The sequence below is a fragment of the Aggregatibacter actinomycetemcomitans genome, assembly GCF_023518055.1.
Taxonomy (GTDB): Bacteria; Pseudomonadota; Gammaproteobacteria; order Enterobacterales; family Pasteurellaceae; genus Aggregatibacter; species Aggregatibacter actinomycetemcomitans.
Genome location: NZ_CP085096.1, coordinates 590,546 through 610,182, shown reverse-complemented (window position 1 = coordinate 610,182; position 19,637 = coordinate 590,546). Strand labels below are relative to the sequence as shown.

The following is a 19,637-nucleotide window of genomic DNA, read 5'->3' as shown; positions in this document are numbered from 1 at the left end:
GTGAAGCTCCATGAGTTAAATTAAAGAGAAGAGAGAATTTGTTGTGCGGTGGCGGCGATTTTGCCTCGAAAGAACAACAACTGCCATTTGGTGCCGCCCACCTGTTGCCATAAAATCGCCGCGCGAATACCGGCTAACAAGGCGGCACGAATGCGATTTTGCGTGCCCACTTGTTGCAAATATTGAGTGACGCCGGTGACTTGAATACGACGACCCAGCGGGCTGATCACATCCACATAAATGCCGGCGAAGTTGGATAACATTTGTTCATCCAGCAAATGATAGTGTTCCAGTTGTGTCGGTAAATATTGCACGCGACGCGCCAGTTCCTGCTTGGCCTCCGGGGTTTTATTCAATTTTCCTGCCAATGCCAACAAACTCAACCAATAACGCCCAAGTTCCGGTTCGCTGCCGTTGAGTTGCTCACACAGGGTGGTTAAGCCCGGTTTCAGATGGTTCTCAGCGCCACCGAATACATCTAACGTGGTTTGCGGTGCGGTTTGCAATAAGCTGTTCAGGGAAATTTCCAGCGCCTGTTGATCGGCTTCGCCGTTTAACGCCAGTTGTTGAGCTAATTTTGCCGCCTGGCATACGCCGGCAAGGGCGAGGGTAATGTCGTAATAATTTGCCATTGGGGTTTTAAATTGAATTGAGTCATCGGGAAATCGGGCGCTAATATAGCATTTTTCTGTTATAGTTTAAAGGTAATCGGCACCGCCGACCAACATGAAAAAGGAGAAAACCATGCAAGCTATTTTAAAAACGCTGTTAATTTTAACCGCACTTTTGCCCTTCTGTGTGAGCGCAAAAATCAGCGTAGAAAACGCCACTGTCTTCGCCACCCAAAGCCCTGATGAACCTTCGGCAATTTTCATGAATTTACACAATGACGGCAAGGAACCCGTTAATCTTGCTTTTGCACAAAGCCCCTGGGCGGCGCGCCTTGAATTGCACGGTACGCAACATGGCAAAATGCTCACCTTGTCCGGCATTGAAATCCCCGCCAACGGCAATGTTCAGTTAAAACGCGGCGGCTTGCATATTATGGTGTTTGAAGCCGCGAAAACGTTACAGGCGGGAGAAAAGTTTCCATTGGAACTGATGTTTGATAACGGCGAGCGGGTTGTGGTTGAGGCGAATGTGGTGGGACACTGATTTTTTCTTTGGAAAAGTGCGGTCGGTTTTTATTGCGTTTCTTTTGGTGGTTTTCTTGATACAGGTAAAGAAAACTCACCGTATTTGTGATATTGTAGCCCGCATCTTAGTCTTCAACACAACACATTCGCAAACCTTATGGAAAAAATCATTATTGACGAAAATCAGTTCCTTCGAACCATTTCCCGTATTTCTCATGAAATCATTGAAAAACACCAACGTTTAGATAATCTGGTTATTGTCGGGATTAAACGGCGGGGAGCGGAAATTGCGGAACTGATTAAGAATAAAATTAAATTGTTAACGCAAACCGACATTCCCGCTTTTGATTTGGATATTACCTTTTATCGCGATGATCTTGAACACGTACAGGAAGATCAAGTGCCGGTTTACAGTGGCGCGTCGGATTTTATTAATATTCAACACAAAGAAGTGATTTTAGTGGATGATGTACTGTTTACCGGTCGCACGATTCGCGCGGCATTGGATGCCTTGGTGGATTTCGGGCGGGCGGCGAAAGTGGAATTGGTGATCTTTGTGGACCGCGGACATCGTGAATTGCCGATTCGCGCCGACTATGTGGGAAAAAACGTGCCGACTAGTCGAAGCGAAAATATTCAGGTGCGCACCATGAAGTTTGACCAATGCTATGAAGTAGCGCTGCTGTCCAAATAAAGTTTGAACCTTTAGCTAAATTAATAATCTAACCAATAATTTTAAACCTTATAACGGAATATTAATGAAGATGAATTTAAAATCTGTTTTGTTTGCCGCAATCGGCTTTTTTGTGTTAGCTGCCCATGTTCACGCCGAGGAAAAAGTGGTCGCTACCGTTAATGGCATTCCCATATTGGAAAGTCAGGTGCAGAGTGCGATCAATAAGAAAACCAATGATCGTCAGGCGGCACTAAATAAAGTCATCGATGATATTCTGGTGGACCAGGCGGTGAAAGAATCCGACGTGAAAGTAAATAACGCGCAAATCGATCAAATTATTGAAGGCATTGCAGCGCAAAACGGCTTAACTTTCGGTCAATTATTGGATGCATTGGATTATCAGGGCATTAGCTATCGCGCCTATCGTCAGCAAATCGCACAGCAGGTGATGATGTCCGAAGTGCGTAACCACGCTATCAGCCAAAGTGTGGATGTGTCCCGCGAACAGGTTGAAGCGCTTGCCAAGAAAATGTTGGATGAAGCGAAAGCCAAGGGCAGCGTAGCTCAGATCTCCGACACGCAATATGAAGTACGTCATATCTTACTGAAACTGAACCCGTTATTAAATGATGCACAAGCCAAGGCGCAACTTGAACAAATCCGCGCGGACATCATTGCCGGTAAAACCACCTTTGCCGATGCCGCGTTGAAATATTCCAAAGATTATTTGTCCGGCGCCAACGGCGGTAGCTTGGGTTATGCCTTTCCGGAAATGTACGTCGGTCCGTTTAACCAAGCGGTACGCACCACCAAACCGGGCGTCATCAGCGCGCCGTTTAAAACCGAATTCGGCTGGCACATTCTGGAAGTGACCAACACCCGTCAAGCAGATCGTACGGAAGATGCCTACCGCCAAAAAGCCTACGAGCAAATCGTCAATCAGCAATTGCAGGATTCCGCACGCGACTGGGTACAGGCACTGCGTAAACGAGTGGATATTAAATACATAAATTAACCGAAATCCCGACCCTAGGTCGGGATTTTGCTTTATAATATACCGCACTTTTCGTTATTTTTATAAGATCCTATTCGATGAATTCAAAAAAGCATTTAGGCCATACGGCGCGTAAGCGGTTCGGGCAGAATTTCCTGCATGACAACAACGTTATTCAGAATATCGTGGCGGCAATTTATCCGCAGCCGAATCAGTTTTTAGTGGAAATCGGCCCCGGTTTGGGCGCCTTGACGGAGCCTGTGGCAGAACAGGTGGAACATCTGACCGTGCTAGAGCTTGACCGTGATTTGGCAGAACGTTTGCGTCATCACCCGTTTTTACATCAAAAACTTACGGTTATCGAAACCGACGCCATGCAGTTCGATTTTTCCTCTCTCTATGAACAAGAACGGCTGGCGGAGAAGGGACAAAAACTGCGCGTGTTCGGTAACCTGCCTTACAACATTTCCACGCCGTTAATGTTCCATTTGTTTCACTATCACCACATTATTCAGGATATGCATTTCATGTTGCAGAAAGAAGTGGTGAAACGCCTGTGTGCCGCGCCGAATAGCAAGGCTTACGGGCGACTGACTATTATGGCGCAATATTTCTGTCAGGTTATGCCGGTGCTGGAAGTGCCGCCGAGCGCGTTTAAACCGGCGCCGAAAGTGGATTCGGCAGTGGTGCGTTTGATTCCGCACGCCACATTGCCGCACCCGGTGAAAGACTTATATTGGCTCAATCGTGTGTGTTCACAAGCGTTCAATCAGCGCCGTAAAACCTTACGCAATGCTTTTTCGGGGTTATTTTCAGCGGGAAATCTGACCGCACTTGGGATCAATTTGAATGCCCGCGCAGAAAATCTCAGCATCGCCGATTATGCGCGGTTGGCGAACTGGTTGGCGGACAATCCGCCGGCGGATGTGAATAAAGATGATGTGACGGATTCGGACGAGTAAAAAGAGCGGTCAAAAATGGCGACATATTTAATCGGCGACCTGCACGGTTGCTATGATGAATTTCAAATGCTGTTGGAAAGGGTACGCTTTGATCCCGCGCAGGATACGCTGTATTTAACGGGCGATTTGCTAGCGCGCGGGGATAACTCTTTGGCGTGCCTGCGTCTGGTGAAATCCTTGGGAAATGCGGCGCGTACCGTGTTAGGCAACCACGATTTACATTTTATTTCCACCGCACTTGGGGTGAAAAAAATTAAACCGCGCGATCGCGTAGATGCCATTTTTGCAGCCGAAGATTTCTTTGAACTGGTGAACTGGCTGCGTTGCCAGCCTTTGTTGATTCACAACCCCGCGCAGAATTTCGTGCTTGTGCATGCAGGGATTTCGCCCGATTGGGATTTGACCGCCGCCAAAGTCTGCGCCAATGAAGTGGAAAATGTGTTACGCCACGGCAATTATCGCTATCTGGTGGAAAATATGTATGCCGAACAGCCCGATCGTTGGTCGCCACATTTACAGGGGCTGGACCGCCTGCGTTACAGCATCAACGTGCTCACCCGTATGCGTTTTTGCTATCTCGATCATCGGTTGGATTTCGCCTGCAAGCTGTCAATTAAGGACGCGCCGAAAGCGCTTGCACCTTGGTTTGCCTTGGATAATCCGCTGTATCAAACGGGAAATATTGTTTTTGGTCATTGGGCAAGTTTAGTGGATGAAACCACTCCGCCGAACATTTACGCCCTCGATACCGGCTGCGTCTGGGGCAACCGCTTAACCATGCTACGTTGGGAAGACAAGCAATATTTCACTCAAAGTGCGGTGAAAAAAAGCAATGCTTTTTAAACGTTGGCTCAGCCAACGGCCCCTTCAGGGGTGAATAAGCGAACAGGTGAGCTTATGAATAAAAATTATCGTGTTTTTTAGGAAAGTATGATGACGGAACTGGACTTGACACCATTGACTAATGCGATTAACCGTTTAGCTGAAGGATTAGCGCGTTATCAATCGGATATTACAGATATACAAATTCGCGACGGTTTGATTCAACGTTTTGAATTTACCTATGAAATCAGTCATAAAATGCTTAAGCGCTTTCTGGAATACACCGAAGCGAATCCCGAGCAAATTGACGCTATGACGTTTCAAGATCTGATTCGTACGAGTAATGAAAGAGGTTTATTGCTGGGAAATTGGCAAAACTGGAAGCAATATCGTGAAATGCGTAGCCGTACCAGTCATACTTATGATGAAGAAACGGCAATTCTCGTGGTATCCGGCATTCCGGATTTTTTGCGGGAAGCACGATTTTTACAGCAATCTTTACAAGAACGCTTACATGCTCACCATCACTGAACAAGAACTGCAAATCGTTAAAGCGATTTTACAACAACATGTCCCGAATCATTCGGTTTGGGCGTTCGGTTCGCGCGTGAAAGGATACGCCAAAACGTATTCCGATTTGGATTTGGCAATTATTGGCGAATCGCCACTTTCGATGAAAACCTTGGCAAATTTAACGGAGGCTTTCTCCGAATCGGATTTGCCGTGGAAAGTGGATATTGTGGATTGGGCAGTGACGAATGATGCCTTTAAACAGATTATTTTGCAGTGTTTTGAGGTTATTCAGTAAGCAATTACATAAAAAAGGATGCTCTTAGTGAATCTAATTAACGTCAACGCCTGCGATCTTTTCAACATTCCCTTCTTCCAATTCGCCCAAATGAAAAAATTTTGTCCGGAAGAGATTCCGCGCATTAAGGCGGATTACAAAGCCCATTGGGACAACTGGAAAGCGACGATTTTGCAGGTTTCCGCGGCGCTTGGTTCGCACTTTGCCAAACCGCATATTGAAAGCTGGACGAACGGCTGGCAGGTGCGCGGGCATTTTTTCGCCTATTTTAAATATGAATATAACCTCAATTCCGCGGCGATTTTGTCGGTGTTGCTAAACAGACGTCGTTTATCGGTCAGTCTGGACTGGCATTGTTATTGCGCCGATCGTTCGCAAATTAATGTGCAGCAATATAATCAATGGCTGGAAAATTTTGATTTTGCCCGTTTTGCCGATTTCGATATTTGGCGTGGCGATGAAAGCGAATACGATGATGTTCGCCAAGTGAATCAATTCACGCAGCAGGATTTCACCTTGCGTTCCGACAAGGATTTTTGGTGTATCGGACGCAATGCGGAGCCGAGCTGGATAAATTGGACGTGACGCAATTTATCGTTGAAAGCATTCGTGATTTATTGCCGTTGTATGAGGCTTGTCATCAGTTTAAGCCGTAAAAATATCCAAAATTCCCACCGCACTTTCTGTTATTTTTCCCCGTTTTACGCTATTCTATGCCGTATTTTCCAAGTTAAAACCCGCCGAAAAGTGCGGTCTATTTTTAAGGTGATTTTCTATGCAAGAGCAATATCGTCCTGATTTGCTTGAACCGGAAGTGCAAAAATTCTGGCAGGACAATAAAACTTTCAAAGCAGTACAAGATAACAACAAAGAAAAATATTACTGTCTTTCCATGCTGCCGTATCCCTCCGGTCGTTTGCACATGGGGCATGTGCGGAACTATACCATCGGCGATGTGGTGTCCCGCTATCAACGTATGATTGGTAAAAACGTGTTACAGCCGATGGGCTGGGATGCCTTCGGTTTGCCGGCGGAAGGCGCGGCGGTGAAGAATAATACCGCCCCGGCGAAATGGACTTACGAAAATATTGCCTACATGAAAAACCAGTTGCAACTGTTGGGTTTCAGTTACGATTGGGATCGCGAAGTGACCACTTGCCGTCCGGAATATTACAAATGGGAGCAATGGTTCTTTACCGAGTTATACAAAAAAGGCTTAGTGTATAAAAAAACCTCTACCGTGAACTGGTGCCCGAACGATAAAACCGTGTTGGCGAACGAGCAGGTGCATGAAGGTTGTTGCTGGCGTTGTGATACGCCGGTGGAGCAAAAAGAGATTCCACAATGGTTTATCAAAATCACCGATTACGCCGAGCAGTTGCTTAATTGCTTAGATGAGTTGCCACAATGGCCGGAAACGGTGAAAACCATGCAACGCAACTGGATCGGGCGTTCCGAAGGGGTGGAAATCACCTTTGATATTAAAGATACCAACGAGAAGCTCGCGGTTTATACCACCCGCCCTGACACTTTCTATGGCGTCAGCTATGTGGCGGTGGCAGCGGCCCATCCGTTAGCCACGTTGGCGGCGCAAAATAATCCGGCGTTGGCGCAATTCATTCAGGAAGCGAAAAATACCAAAGTTGCCGAGGCAGACATTGCCACTATGGAGAAAAAAGGCATGGCGACCGGTTTGTATGCAGTGCACCCGCTAACCGGTGAATTGTTGCCGGTGTGGGTGGCGAATTTTGTCTTAATGCACTATGGTACCGGCGCGGTCATGGCGGTGCCGGCGCACGATCAGCGCGACTATGAATTCGCACAAAAATACGGTTTACCGATTAAACAGGTTATTGAGCCGATTCATGGCGAAGAAATCGATTTAACCAAACAAGCCTTTACCGAACACGGCAAACTCATTTATTCTGCCGAATTTGACGGTTTGGAATTTGACGCGGCGTTCAGCGGCATTGCCGATAAATTGGAACAGTTAGGCATGGGTAAACGCCAAGTGAATTACCGCCTGCGTGACTGGGGCGTGTCCCGTCAGCGTTATTGGGGCGCACTGATTCCGATGTTGACCTTGGAAAATGGCGATGTGGTGCCGGCACCAATGGAAGATTTGCCGATTATCCTGCCGGAAGATGTGGTGATGAACGGCGTGAACAGCCCGATTAAAGCGGATCCCGAATGGGCGAAAACCACCTATCAGGGCAAGCCGGCGTTGAGAGAAACGGACACCTTTGACACTTTCATGGAATCTTCCTGGTATTACGCCCGTTACACCTGCCCTGAATACCAACAAGGTATGCTGAACAGCGAAGAAGCTAATTACTGGTTGCCGGTAGATCAATATATCGGCGGTATCGAACACGCCACCATGCACTTGTTGTATTTCCGTTTCTTCCATAAATTATTGCGCGATGCCGGCTTTGTCACCAGCGACGAACCGGCGAACAAGTTGTTGTGTCAAGGCATGGTGTTGGCGGACGCGTTCTATTACACCAGCCCGACCAATGAGCGTATTTGGGTTTCGCCGACCAAAGTTACATTAGAACGTGACGACAAAGGACGTATTGTCAAAGCGACGGATGACGAAGGACATGAACTGGTACACGCCGGTATGACCAAAATGTCGAAATCCAAAAACAACGGTATCGACCCGCAGGAAATGGTGGAAAAATACGGCGCGGACACCGTGCGTTTGTTCATGATGTTCGCTTCCCCGGCGGAAATGACCTTGGAATGGCAGGAATCCGGCGTGGAAGGCGCGAAACGCTTCTTAGCGCGCGTGTGGAATTTGGTGTTTGAATACAACAAAAATCCGGCAAAAACGCCGTTAAATCCGACCGCACTTTCCGCCGCCCAAAAAGCCTTGCGTCGTGACGTGCACAAAACCATCGCGAAAGTGAGCGATGATATCGGTCGCCGTCAAACCTTCAATACCGCCATTGCGGCGATTATGGAGTTGATGAACAAACTCACCCGCGCGCCGTTGGACGACGAACAAGATCGCGCCATGATGGCGGAGGCCTTGAGCGCGGTGGTTCGTATGCTTTACCCGATTACCCCGCACATTTGCTTCCGTTTATGGCAAGAACTCGGCAATCAGGACATCATTGATTTCGCCCCTTGGGTGGAAGCCGATGCCGAGGCGATGATTGAAGATGAAAAACTCATCGTAGTGCAAGTGAACGGTAAAGTGCGCGGCAAAGTAACCGTGGCGGCGGATGCCGATGAAGACACGGTGAAAGCGGTTGCCTTTGCCGATGAAAATGTCAAACGCTTTACCGACGGAATGCAAATTGTGAAAGTAATTTATGTTGCCGGTAAATTGCTCAACGTGGTGGTGAAACCACAATAATCTAATCGAAAAAATGACCGCACTTTACATCAAAGTGCGGTTGGCAAAAACAACGTTTTTTTGAACATCGGTTCTATCAACCGCCCCGAAGGGGTGAATGAGCGAACTAATGCGCTTATGAATAATCTTTAAGGTGATTTTATGCTTAAACACGTCAAAACCTTATTTCTGACCGTTGCCGTTTTAGGGCTTTTCGCCTGCGGATTTCATTTCCAAAACGGCGAATTAATTCCGAAAGAATTACAAACCCTACGTCTAGAAAGCAGCGATCCTTACAGTGATATGGCACGCGTCATGCGCCGTCAGTTGCAGCTAAATAACGTGACGCTGGTGGAAGATCAGACAAACGTGCCGGTGTTGCGCTTAAACGGCATTTCCACTAAAGACCAAGTGGTGTCCATTTTCAAACAGGGTCGAGAAGCGGAAAAACAACTGATTCTGGAAGTAGACGCCAGTGTAAAACTGCCGAATCAGGACAGTTTCCCGATTTCCACCCGTGTGAATCGTACGTTCTTTGATAACTCCCGTGCGGCGTTGGCGAAATCGGCGGAAAAAGACGTGATTTGGCAGGATATGCGCGAGCAGGCGGCACGCCAGTTAATTAACAAAATGGTTGCCTTACAGCATCAAATTCAAGAGAAATAATGAATCGGCTATTTCCTGAACAGCTTGCTTCGTCACTGGAACGGCATTTAGCCCATGTGTATTTTCTGGTGGGCGAGGATCCGTTGTTGCTCAATGAAAGCGCCAATGGTATTTACCAAACGGCGCTTCAGCGGGGATTCGATGAAAAAGTTGAACTGGACATTAATGCCTCCACCGACTGGAATGATTTATTCGAGCGGGTGCAATCCATGGGCTTATTTTTCAATAAACAGCTCATTATTTTAGATTTACCTGAAAATGCGACCGCACTTTTACAGAAAAACTTATCCGAATTCATTTCGTTGCTTCAGCCCGATGTGCTACCGATTTTCCGTTTAGCCAAACTCACTAAAGCCGCTGAAAAGCAGGCGTGGTTTATGGCGGCGAATCAGTATGAACCGCAGGCGGTATTGGTAAACTGTCAAACCCCCAATGCCGAACAATTGCCCCGCTGGGTGGCGAATCGGGCGAAGATGTTGGGGTTAAGCATTGAACAAGAAGCGGTGCAGTTGTTGTGTTACAGCTACGAAAACAACCTGTTGGCACTCAAGCAAACACTGCAATTACTGGATTTGCTTTATCCTGATCGTAAACTCACTTTTGCCCGCGTGAATAGCGTGGTGGAACAGTCCTCGGTGTTTACGCCGTTCCAATGGGTTGATGCGATTTTAGGCGGAAAAGGGAATCGCGCCCGCCGAATTCTCACCGGTTTAAAAGATGAAGATGTTCAGCCGATTATTCTCCTGCGCACGTTGCAGCGCGATTTAATGACTTTACTGGAGATCAGTAAACCGGAACAACCCCAATCCCTTGACTCGCCTTTACCCACCGATCAACTGCGTGAACAGTTTGATCGCCTGAAAGTATGGCAAAACCGCCGTTCATTGTTTACTCAAGCGGTGCAACGTTTAACCTACCGTAAACTCTATCTTTTTTTTCAGCAACTCGCCGATGTGGAGCGCTGTGCGAAACAGGAATTTAGCGATGATATTTGGCAACAACTGGAAGATTTATCGGTAAGATTTGCCGGTTAGCCATAATTGATAGGGGTTTCATTGTGTTATTAGCTACTTTATTATCCGCATTTGCGATGTTTGCTTTTGTGGTTTCAGCCAACAGTCGTCGAATTAATTTGGCATCAATAAAGCTCAGATGGAATATCTTGAATTAGAATATAGACGATTATTAAATACAATATTACTTATATTGAGGAAAACAAGTGAAAAATTTCATACAATTTACTCTTTTTTGCCTGTTAATATATTTTATAGCAAGAATTCTATCAGATATATTTGACTTGCAAATATTTTATATCTATTTGGGAATACTGGTTTTATATTCATTTAAAGAAAGAATAAATAGTTTATTTAGTAAAATACGAGGAAAAAATGAGAGAGAGCGAAATTGATAATTTATCTTTAGTTTTTGGTAGTTCTCCAGTAAAAATAGTTGCGGCTGTTTCTAAACGGGAAATTCTCACTTTTTATTGTGGTTTGTCAGATTTGGCCTGATCTTCTACGGATAGTTAATCTCCACTTTCCGCCAACAGTCGTTGAATTAATTTGGCATTTGCCGGCGGAAATTGTCCGGCATCCAGTTCGTTTTGTGCTAACCAGAAACCGTCTTGTCCTTCCCGCCCGAACGGTTCACCGACCCATTCTTCCACCAGATAAAAAAAGAATGTAATGACTTTAGTGGGATACTCAAATTCAAAGCGTTCGAACAATTGAGCATTTAGCACCACGATGCCGATTTCTTCTTCCAGCTCGCGTTTAAGCGCTTGTTCCGGCGTTTCCCCTTTATCCACTTTCCCGCCGGGGAATTCCAGGGCTTGCGCGAAATCCTGTCCTTCCAGACGTTGAGTTAAATAAATTTGTCCGAATTCGTTACGAATAATCCCGGCTGCAACCTGTACAAGCGGTTTGCTCATGTGATTTCCTTTAAATTGAAAGCGAAAAGTGCGGTCAACAATGCCAGCGTTTTTTACCGCACTTTATCTCACGCCATTAATGTCTGGCCCGGCTGCCGTGGCAATGTTTGTATTTCTTGCCGGAGCCGCACGGGCAAGGCTCGTTACGACCAATTTTATGGTGTTCTTCCGTACCCTGTTGCGCCCCTTGCGATTCGTCGTTGTTATACTGCATGGCGGCGGCTTCACGTTGTGCCAGTTCCTGACGCAAACGTTCCGCTTCTTCCATTTCTTCCGAGGTCCGAACCTGAACGCGACTTAAGGTGGTGACCACGCTTAATTTCAGGGCATCCAACATTTCCGTAAACATTTGAAAGGACTCTTTTTTGTATTCCTGTTTCGGATCTTTTTGCGCATAACCGCGTAAATGAATACCGCGACGCAAATGATCCATGGCGGATAAATGTTCTTTCCAAAGCTCATCTAAGGTTTGCAACATCACGCCTTTTTCAAAGTTGCGCATAGTTTGTTCGCCCGCCAATTCTTCTTTGCGTTTGTATTCATCCACGGCAGATTGAATAATGCGCTCACGCAGGGTTTCTTCGTGCAGATGATTGTCTTCATCCAGCCATTTTCTGATTGGCAAATCCAAGGCAAAATCTTGTTTCAAGCGCTGTTCCAAGGCAGGAATATCCCATTGCTCTTCCAAAGATTGCGGCGGGATATATTGATCGATCACGCTGTTGAACACATCCCGGCGAATCACATCAATAGTTTCTGAAATATCGTCATTTTCCAGTAATTCGTTACGCTGCTCGTAAATGGCGTGGCGTTGATCGTTTGCCACATCGTCAAATTCAAGCAGGTTTTTACGTCCGTCGAAGTTATGCGCTTCCACTTTCGCTTGTGCGGAAGCAATTACTTTCGCCAGCAGCTTGGATTCCATGGCTTCAGCTGTATTACTGAAGGCTTTACGCATCATGTTGAGTTTGCCTTCATTGAGGTAAATGCGCATTAACGCATCTTCCAAGGACAGGTAGAAACGGGAGGAACCCGGGTCGCCCTGACGGCCGGAACGACCGCGTAGCTGGTTGTCGATACGACGGGATTCGTGGCGTTCGGTGCCGATAATGTGTAACCCGCCGGCATTTTTCACGATGTCATGGCGTTCCTGCCATGCTGCTTTAATGGCTTCGATTTGTTCCGCTGTCGGATTCTCCAGTTTATCCACTTCTGCTTTCCAGTTACCACCTAACACGATGTCGGTACCACGCCCCGCCATATTGGTGGCAATGGTCACAGCACCCGGATAGCCGGCGTTCGCTACGATTTCTGCTTCCTGCGCGTGGAATTTGGCGTTCAGTACATTGTGTTTGATGCCCGCTTTATCCAATGCGTTGGAAAGCAATTCGGATTTTTCGATGGAAATTGTTCCCACCAATACCGGTTGTTGACGCGCTACGCAATCTTTGATGTCGTCAATAATGGCGTTGAATTTATATTCTTCCGTTTCAAACATGACGTCGGTACGGTCATCACGAATCATCGGACGGTTGGTTGGAATGACCACTGTTTCTAAACCATAAATTTTTTGGAATTCAAAGGCTTCCGTATCCGCCGTACCGGTCATACCCGCCAATTTTTCATATAAACGGAAATAGTTTTGGTAAGTGATGGAGGCGACGGTTTGGTTTTCGCTTTGAATGCGCACGCCCTCTTTGGCCTCAATGGCTTGGTGTAAGCCATCGGACCAGCGACGACCCGCCATGGTACGACCGGTGTGTTCGTCCACGATAACGATCTCTCCGTCTTTGACGATGTAATCCACATCGCGCTCAAACAGCGTGTGAGCGCGCAATGCCGCCATGACATGATGGAGTAAAGTGATTTTTGACGGTGAATAAAGAGATTCGGTGTCTTTCATGAAGCCTTGTTGAATCAACCATTGTTCACATTTTTCCTGACCGCGCTCGGTTAAGTGTGCCTGTTTGGTTTTTAAATCTAAGGTGTAGTCGCCGGTGCCTTGATATTCTTCCGTGTCTTCTTTGTCTTGTTTAATCAGGTTTGGGATCAATTTATCAATGGCGATGTAAAGCTCGGAGCTGTCTTCTGCCTGACCGGAAATAATCAATGGGGTCCGTGCTTCATCAATTAAGATGGAGTCCACTTCATCCACCAGCGCATAATATAAATCTTTTTGGAAGCGTTCCTGCGGCGAGTGCGCCAGGTTGTCACGTAAATAGTCGAAACCTAATTCACTGTTGGTGGCGTAGGTAATGTCCGCTGCGTATGCTGCGCGTTTTTCTTCCGGTGACAAGCCCGGAATGTTTACGCCTACGGTAATGCCCAAAAATTCAAATAACGGACGATTGGTTTCCGCATCGCGGCGCGCCAAGTAGTCATTCACGGTCACCACGTGTACCGCTTTGCCCGGTAAGGCGTTAAGGTAGCAAGATAATGTGGCGGTTAAGGTTTTCCCTTCACCGGTACGCATTTCCGCGATACAACGATCGTTAAGCACCATGCCGCCGATAAGTTGCACGTCGAAGTGACGCATGCCCAGCACACGTTTACTGGCTTCACGCACGGTAGCAAAGGCTTCCGGCATCAGGCTTTCCAAGGTTTCACCTTTGCCTAAACGCTCACGGAATTCGGCGGTTTTGGCTTTCAGCTGTTCATCGCTTAAGGCTTCAAATTCCGGTTCTAATTTATTAATTTTAACGACGATTTTATTGAGGCGGCGTAAGATACGATCGTTACGGCTGCCGAAGATTTTAGTTGCAATAGTTCTAAGCATAATTTTTTCTTTTAAAAATAGATAAATGAGATCGTTTAACGAATTAAACGACGGAATATACAAAGATCGAAGTTAAATAAATTGAGGTCCGGCACGAATCGGTGCATTGGGAACGAAAGGCGAACGCGCAAAGTGCGGTTCATTTTGCGGAAGATTTTCAGCTTCCAACGGCGCATGTTGCGGTTGGTGTTGCTGCTGACTGGTTTGTTGCAGCAACGCAACGGTGGTTAAAATCTGCGGCGCGTTTTGTTGCTGGGCGTTTTGATAATTTTCTCTGCCGACGGAAGAGGAATAATTCAGTTCCTGACCGACAGGCAAAACAAAAATCGCAAGCATGCCAAGCAGCAGTTGCGACCAAAAATGATGTTTGCTTTTGTGAGAAATTATCATAAGGATCTCAATATCAAAAAATTGTCGGTATTGTAGCGGAAATTCGCTACAATGTCATAAATATTAGGGCGAAAAGGCGGAAAACAAGGCAATGCGTTATCAAAAACCGGTAAATATTCAAACATTATTACAGGATTCTCCGTTGGCAAAAATCGTGCAAAAAGGCATTCGCTTAAATGAACTAAACCAACAGGTTAACGGATTTTTCCCGCCCGAGTTCAAGGATTTGTATCGCATTGCCAATATAGAACAAAACAGTTTGCGCATTGAAGTGGCGAATGCCATGGTGCGGCAAAGTTTTTTGTTTCGTCAGCGGGAATTATTACGTTTAATTCAGCAACATTTGCCGGAAATCACGCAATTAACCTTTTACATCAACCCCGAATTTCGCCGCGGTGCCTAAAAGTATTCACAATCAAGGCTGGCTTGATTGTTCACCCTTTCGGGGCCGTCGGTAGAACCGACGTTCAAAAAGCGTTGCTTTTTGTGCGGTCGTTTTCACGGACGTTTTTACGGAGATAACATGAAAATAGGGAAATTAGCCAAAGCCGTAGGGTGCAGCGTGGAAGCCATCCGATTTTACGAACAAAAAGGCTTAATGCCATGCCCGCCCCGTTCCGCCGGCGGTTTTCGTTTATACACGGACGAGCACCTGCAACGCCTGTCGTTTATTTGTTATTGCCGCTCCTTGGATATGTCTCTTAAAGAAATCAAATTGCTGTTGAGCCTGGAAAGTGCTTCCGAACAACAAAAAGCGGAAATCAATCAATTGCTCGATCGACATATTCAAGACATTGCCAAACACATCCACCGCCTGCAACATTTACGCATGAATCTCATCCAACTGAAACAACAATGCGGAGAAGTGAATCAGCAACAAAACTTGCTGCGAATCCTGCAATACAGTCAGGTAAAGTTTAGACCGTTGAAGTAAAAAACACGGTAAGAACCTACCGCACTTTTGTCTTGCTGCAAAAAGTGATCTGCCCCCAAAAAGCTGGACAGGTTAGTTAACTTAAATATTGAGCTCGGTATTGCACCGGGCTTAATCCTTTTAAATCAAGTTTAATTCGTTCTTGGTTGTAATACACCAAATATTCTTCAATTTCCGCCTGTAATTCGGCAATCGAAGTATAAGTGCGTGAGTAAAAACACTCAGATTTTAATATCGCAAAAAAGCTTTCAATCACCGCATTATCATAGCAATTCCCTCGGCGACTCATACTTTGTATCGCCTTGCCTTCCAACATCTTTACCCATTCTGCTGAGCCGTACAATACCCCTTGGTCGCTGTGAATAATCGGGCATTCGCTCGGTTTTAGTTTGCCAAGTCCTTCTTCCGGCATTCTTTTTACCAATGAGAACTTAGGGCGTTTCGCAAAATTATAGGCAATAATTTCCCGGTTCGCTAAATCCATCAACGGTGAAAAATAGAGCTTTTCTTCCCCAACTCGAAACTCAGTGACATCGGTTACCCATTTTTGATTGAGCGCCGTCGCTGTAAAATCACGATTTAGCACATTCGGGGCAATATGCGATGTTTTGCCTCGTTTTCCATGTCTTTTCTTGCGTAAAATAGAATGAATACCTAACGCATTCATCAGTTTTAACACCGTTTTATGATTCAAATGGAAACCCATTTGACGTAATTTGAGTGTCATTGGGCGATAGCCATCTCGTTTTCTGTTCTTTTTATACCGCAACAAGATAGTTTCTTTTATCTCACGATAATCGTGTTTAACTTGCTGATAATAAAAGGTAGAACGAGGCATTTTAGCCACACGAAGTAAGTCATTTAACGCGTGATTTGGCTTCAATCTTTCAATGATTTTTCTTTTTTCTGTCGCTGTTTTTGACGGTCGAGTGCCTCCAACTCCTTTAGGTAAGCAATCTGTGCACGTGCTAATGCCAGCTCTCGTTGCAGCTTTTTAAACGCTTTTGGGGAAAAGTCTGTTTGTTCCGGGATTTCAATCGCTTTCTTTTTCATCTTTGGCTTCACTATTTTAGGGCGTTGAGGGTTTATATAAGGGGATTTTACGCCATTAAGCCCTCTTTCACGAAAGGCTTTTCCAATAAATGACTTGAGAACGAGAAATCTGATGAAGTTTCGCCACCTCACGGATACCAAAATCCTGCTCGGTGACCTGTTTGATAGTTTTTAAACGAAATTGATAAGAGTAAGACATAATCTGCACCTCAAATTAGGTGTCCAGGTTTTGGGGTGCAGAGCAAAGTGCGGTCGGAAAATGCAGCGTTTTTAGCCTTTTGCCAAAATCTCTTTGAGGAAGCGGGCGGTGTGCGAGCCCTCCATTTTGGCAACCTGTTCCGGTGTGCCGGTCGCGATAATTTGTCCGCCGCCGCTGCCGCCTTCAGGGCCGAGATCTACAATCCAGTCGGCGGTTTTAATCACGTCTAAATTATGCTCAATGACCACGATGGTGTTGCCTTGATCGCGTAAACGGTGTAACACGGAAAGCAATTGTTTAATGTCGGCAAAATGCAGCCCTGTGGTCGGTTCGTCCAGAATATACAGGGTTTTGCCCGTATCCCGTTTGGAGAGTTCCGTCGCCAGTTTCACCCGTTGCGCTTCCCCGCCGGACAGGGTGGTAGAGGATTGCCCCAAGCGAATATAAGACAAGCCCACGTCAATCAGGGTTTGCAATTTACGCGCAATCATTGGAATGGCATCGAAAAACTCGCGCGCATCTTCCACCGTCATGTCCAGCACCTGATGAATGGTTTTACCTTTGTAGCGGATTTCCAGGGTTTCGCGATTGTAACGCTTGCCTTTACATTGGTCGCAAGGCACGTACACATCGGGCAGGAAGTGCATTTCCACTTTGATTACGCCGTCGCCCTGGCAGGCTTCACAGCGCCCGCCGCGCACGTTAAAACTGAAACGCCCCGGGTTATAACCGCGCGCACGGGCTTCCGGTACGCCGGCAAACAGTTCGCGAATCGGCGTGAATACGCCCGTGTAAGTTGCCGGGTTGGAGCGTGGCGTGCGTCCAATCGGGCTTTGGTTAATATCAATAACTTTATCGAAAAATTCCAAACCTTTAATGGACTTGTACGGCGATACCTCGGCATTTTCTGCACGATTCAAGGCGTTTTGTGCAATAGGGAACAGAGTGTCGTTAATCAGTGTAGATTTACCTGAACCGGACACGCCGGTGATGCAGGTAAATAAGCCCACGGGAATGTCTAAATTGACGTTTTTCAGGTTGTTACCGGAAGCGCCGAACAATTTGAGCATTTTTTTCTTATCAAGTGCGGTACGTTTTTTCGGTATTTCGATCTTTTCCGTGCCCGATAAAAATTTACCCGTGAGGGAATTCGGATTTTGCATGATTTGTTGTGCGGTGCCTTCGGCGATGACGCTACCTCCGTGCACGCCGGCGCCCGGTCCGATGTCGATAATGTGGTCGGCGCTCAAAATGGCGTCTTCGTCATGTTCCACCACGATTACTGTATTGCCTAAATTACGCAAATGAATCAGCGTGTTAAGCAGGCGTTCATTGTCCCGTTGGTGCAAGCCGATGGAGGGTTCATCCAACACGTACATCACACCCACTAATCCTGCGCCGATTTGGCTGGCGAGGCGAATCCGTTGTGCTTCACCGCCAGAAAGGGTTTCGGCAGAGCGGGAAAGGGAAAGATAATTCAAGCCTACATTCACTAAAAATTGTAACCGCTCTTTTATCTCTTTCAGGATTTTTTCGGCGATTTGGGCTTTTTGCCCGCTGAGCTGTAAATCGCCGAAGAAATCTAACGCTTCACCGATGCTTTTTTCCGACACCTCCGGCAGGTTGGTTTGTTCAATATATACATTGCGCGCTTCCGGGCGTAAGCGGGAACCGCCGCAATCGGCGCACGGGCGGTTGCTGATGTGTTTGGCGAGTTCTTCGCGCACCGACATGGATTCCGTTTCTTTATAACGGCGCGCCATGTTGTTCAAAATCCCTTCAAAGGCGTGGCGACGCAGCACCACATCGCCGCGATCGTTCATGTATTGAAACTCGATTTCTTCCTTGCCGGAACCATTCAAAATAATCTGTTGGATTTTTTTCGGTAATGCTTCAAACGGGGTTTCTATGTCGAAATGGTAGTGTTTCGAGAGGGAAGTGAGCATTTGATAATAATAAAAATTACGGCGATCCCAGCCTTTAATGGCGCCGTTGGCAAGGGAAATGTTCGGATTTTGCACCACGCGTTTTTCATCAAAATATTGCTGCACGCCTAAACCGTCGCAGGTCGGACACGCCCCTGCCGGGTTATTGAAGGAAAACAGACGCGGTTCCAGTTCCGGCACGGAGTAGCCGCAATGGGGGCAGGCAAAGTTGGCGGAGAACACCAACTCTTCCGCTTTCGGATCGTCCATGTAGGCAACCACTGCCGTGCCGCCCGATAATTCCAACGTGGTTTCAAAGGATTCCGCCAATCTTGTGGCTAAATCCGACCGCACTTTAAAGCGATCCACCACCACTTCAATAGTGTGTTTTTTATGTAATTCCAGTTTCGGTGGATCGGATAAATCACAAATTTCGCCATCGATACGGGCGCGAATGTAACCTTGTGCGGCAATTTGTTGCAACAGCTTAACGTGTTCGCCTTTGCGTTCTTTCACCACCGGTGCCAACAGCATCATTTTGCTGTCTTCCGGCAGGGAAAGTACTTTATCCACCATTTGGCTGATGGTTTGCGCGGTGAGTGGAACATGATGATGCGGACAGCGCGGTTCGCCCACGCGGGCAAACAATAAACGCAGGTAATCATGAATTTCGGTAATCGTCCCCACCGTTGAACGCGGGTTATGGGAGGTGGATTTTTGCTCAATGGAAATCGCCGGTGAAAGCCCTTCAATGTGGTCCACATCAGGCTTTTCCATTAATGACAGAAACTGGCGCGCATAGGCAGAAAGGGATTCCACATAACGGCGTTGTCCTTCCGCATACAGGGTATCAAACGCCAGCGAAGACTTGCCCGAACCGGATAAACCGGTGATAACGATAAGTTTGTCGCGTGGAATGGTTAAGTTAATATTTTTCAGATTGTGGGTTCGTGCCCCACGAATGTCGATGGTATCCATAATAGATTTTATAAATGAAAGAAGTGTAAATTTGCGATAATTATC

General features: G+C 46.6%; 18 protein-coding genes and 2 pseudogenes. 13 read left to right on the top strand and 7 right to left on the bottom strand.

Annotated features, from left to right (window positions below):
• Positions 1 to 20 precede the first annotated feature (20 nt).
• Positions 21 to 632, bottom strand: coding sequence for a high frequency lysogenization protein HflD (hflD, locus tag LIN98_RS03105; protein WP_005539980.1), 612 nt, complete (start codon positions 630 to 632; stop codon positions 21 to 23).
• Positions 633 to 744: 112 nt separating this feature from the next.
• Here hflD and LIN98_RS03100 point away from each other — a divergent pair, with 112 nt between their 5' ends.
• The 11 genes and pseudogenes from LIN98_RS03100 (at position 745) to holA (ending at position 10,441) form a co-directional block, all read left to right on the top strand.
• A complete protein-coding gene (locus LIN98_RS03100; RefSeq protein ID WP_005539982.1) occupies positions 745 to 1,155 on the top strand; it encodes a copper chaperone PCu(A)C in 411 nt (136 codons plus the stop codon).
• Positions 1,156 to 1,293: 138 nt separating this feature from the next.
• Positions 1,294 to 1,830 carry a bifunctional pyr operon transcriptional regulator/uracil phosphoribosyltransferase PyrR gene (gene pyrR / locus LIN98_RS03095; RefSeq protein WP_005565099.1) on the top strand — a complete coding sequence of 179 codons (537 nt, stop codon included), beginning with the start codon at positions 1,294 to 1,296 and terminating at the stop codon, positions 1,828 to 1,830.
• 70 nt (positions 1,831 to 1,900) lie between these two features.
• Positions 1,901 to 2,827, top strand: a complete 927-nt coding sequence (locus tag LIN98_RS03090) for a peptidylprolyl isomerase (RefSeq protein ID WP_005561276.1) — start codon at positions 1,901 to 1,903, stop codon at positions 2,825 to 2,827.
• Positions 2,828 to 2,904: 77 nt separating this feature from the next.
• Positions 2,905 to 3,768 carry a 16S rRNA (adenine(1518)-N(6)/adenine(1519)-N(6))-dimethyltransferase RsmA gene (rsmA, locus tag LIN98_RS03085; protein WP_005539993.1) on the top strand — a complete coding sequence of 288 codons (864 nt, stop codon included), beginning with the start codon at positions 2,905 to 2,907 and terminating at the stop codon, positions 3,766 to 3,768.
• 15 nt (positions 3,769 to 3,783) lie between these two features.
• The gene (apaH, locus tag LIN98_RS03080) at positions 3,784 to 4,611 is read left to right on the top strand and encodes a bis(5'-nucleosyl)-tetraphosphatase (symmetrical) ApaH (RefSeq protein WP_005545015.1); all 828 of its coding nucleotides are present in this window, start codon (positions 3,784 to 3,786) and stop codon (positions 4,609 to 4,611) included.
• 90 nt (positions 4,612 to 4,701) lie between these two features.
• Positions 4,702 to 5,121: a nucleotidyltransferase substrate binding protein gene (locus LIN98_RS03075; RefSeq protein ID WP_005555177.1), complete on the top strand. Its 420-nt coding sequence runs from the start codon at positions 4,702 to 4,704 to the stop codon at positions 5,119 to 5,121.
• Positions 5,105 to 5,398 (top strand): nucleotidyltransferase family protein, encoded by a 294-nt coding sequence (locus tag LIN98_RS03070; RefSeq protein ID WP_005539999.1) that lies wholly within the window; start codon positions 5,105 to 5,107, stop codon positions 5,396 to 5,398. Before LIN98_RS03075 ends, LIN98_RS03070 begins: the two co-directional genes overlap by 17 nt.
• 18 nt (positions 5,399 to 5,416) lie before the next feature.
• A pseudogene (locus tag LIN98_RS03065) lies at positions 5,417 to 6,054 on the top strand (HI_0552 family protein).
• A 119-nt stretch (positions 6,055 to 6,173) separates the two neighbouring features.
• The gene (leuS, locus tag LIN98_RS03060) at positions 6,174 to 8,762 is read left to right on the top strand and encodes a leucine--tRNA ligase (RefSeq protein WP_005566944.1); all 2,589 of its coding nucleotides are present in this window, start codon (positions 6,174 to 6,176) and stop codon (positions 8,760 to 8,762) included.
• Between the two features lie 141 nt (positions 8,763 to 8,903).
• A complete protein-coding gene (gene lptE, locus LIN98_RS03055) occupies positions 8,904 to 9,407 on the top strand; it encodes an LPS assembly lipoprotein LptE (RefSeq protein ID WP_005565096.1) in 504 nt (167 codons plus the stop codon).
• A complete protein-coding gene (gene holA, locus LIN98_RS03050) occupies positions 9,407 to 10,441 on the top strand; it encodes a DNA polymerase III subunit delta (protein ID WP_005544582.1) in 1,035 nt (344 codons plus the stop codon). Before lptE ends, holA begins: the two co-directional genes overlap by 1 nt.
• Positions 10,442 to 10,932: 491 nt before the next feature.
• Here the strand turns inward: holA and mutT are convergent, their stop codons facing one another.
• The 3 genes from mutT to secM form a co-directional block, all read right to left on the bottom strand.
• Positions 10,933 to 11,337 (bottom strand): 8-oxo-dGTP diphosphatase MutT, encoded by a 405-nt coding sequence (gene mutT / locus LIN98_RS03045; protein ID WP_005544584.1) that lies wholly within the window; start codon positions 11,335 to 11,337, stop codon positions 10,933 to 10,935.
• Positions 11,338 to 11,413: 76 nt separating this feature from the next.
• Positions 11,414 to 14,113: a preprotein translocase subunit SecA gene (gene secA / locus LIN98_RS03040; RefSeq protein ID WP_014167592.1), complete on the bottom strand. Its 2,700-nt coding sequence runs from the start codon at positions 14,111 to 14,113 to the stop codon at positions 11,414 to 11,416.
• 72 nt (positions 14,114 to 14,185) lie between these two features.
• Positions 14,186 to 14,503, bottom strand: coding sequence for a secA translation cis-regulator SecM (gene secM / locus LIN98_RS03035; RefSeq protein WP_005544588.1), 318 nt, complete (start codon positions 14,501 to 14,503; stop codon positions 14,186 to 14,188).
• 91 nt (positions 14,504 to 14,594) lie between these two features.
• Between secM and LIN98_RS03030 the strand changes: the two genes are divergently transcribed.
• Together LIN98_RS03030 and LIN98_RS03025 are read left to right on the top strand one after the other, a co-directional pair.
• Positions 14,595 to 14,906: a DciA family protein gene (locus LIN98_RS03030; protein WP_005544590.1), complete on the top strand. Its 312-nt coding sequence runs from the start codon at positions 14,595 to 14,597 to the stop codon at positions 14,904 to 14,906.
• Between the two features lie 120 nt (positions 14,907 to 15,026).
• The gene (locus LIN98_RS03025; protein ID WP_005589530.1) at positions 15,027 to 15,437 is read left to right on the top strand and encodes a MerR family transcriptional regulator; all 411 of its coding nucleotides are present in this window, start codon (positions 15,027 to 15,029) and stop codon (positions 15,435 to 15,437) included.
• A 76-nt stretch (positions 15,438 to 15,513) separates the two neighbouring features.
• On the opposite strand, the gene LIN98_RS03020 is transcribed toward LIN98_RS03025, so the two are convergent.
• From LIN98_RS03020 to uvrA, 3 genes and pseudogenes are all read right to left on the bottom strand, one after another.
• The gene (locus LIN98_RS03020) at positions 15,514 to 16,320 is read right to left on the bottom strand and encodes an IS3 family transposase (RefSeq protein ID WP_249847582.1); all 807 of its coding nucleotides are present in this window, start codon (positions 16,318 to 16,320) and stop codon (positions 15,514 to 15,516) included.
• A pseudogene (locus LIN98_RS03015) lies at positions 16,317 to 16,689 on the bottom strand (transposase). Before LIN98_RS03015 ends, LIN98_RS03020 begins: the two are co-directional and overlap by 4 nt.
• Positions 16,690 to 16,760: 71 nt before the next feature.
• The gene (uvrA, locus tag LIN98_RS03010; RefSeq protein ID WP_005543937.1) at positions 16,761 to 19,592 is read right to left on the bottom strand and encodes an excinuclease ABC subunit UvrA; all 2,832 of its coding nucleotides are present in this window, start codon (positions 19,590 to 19,592) and stop codon (positions 16,761 to 16,763) included.
• Positions 19,593 to 19,637: the final 45 nt, after the last annotated feature.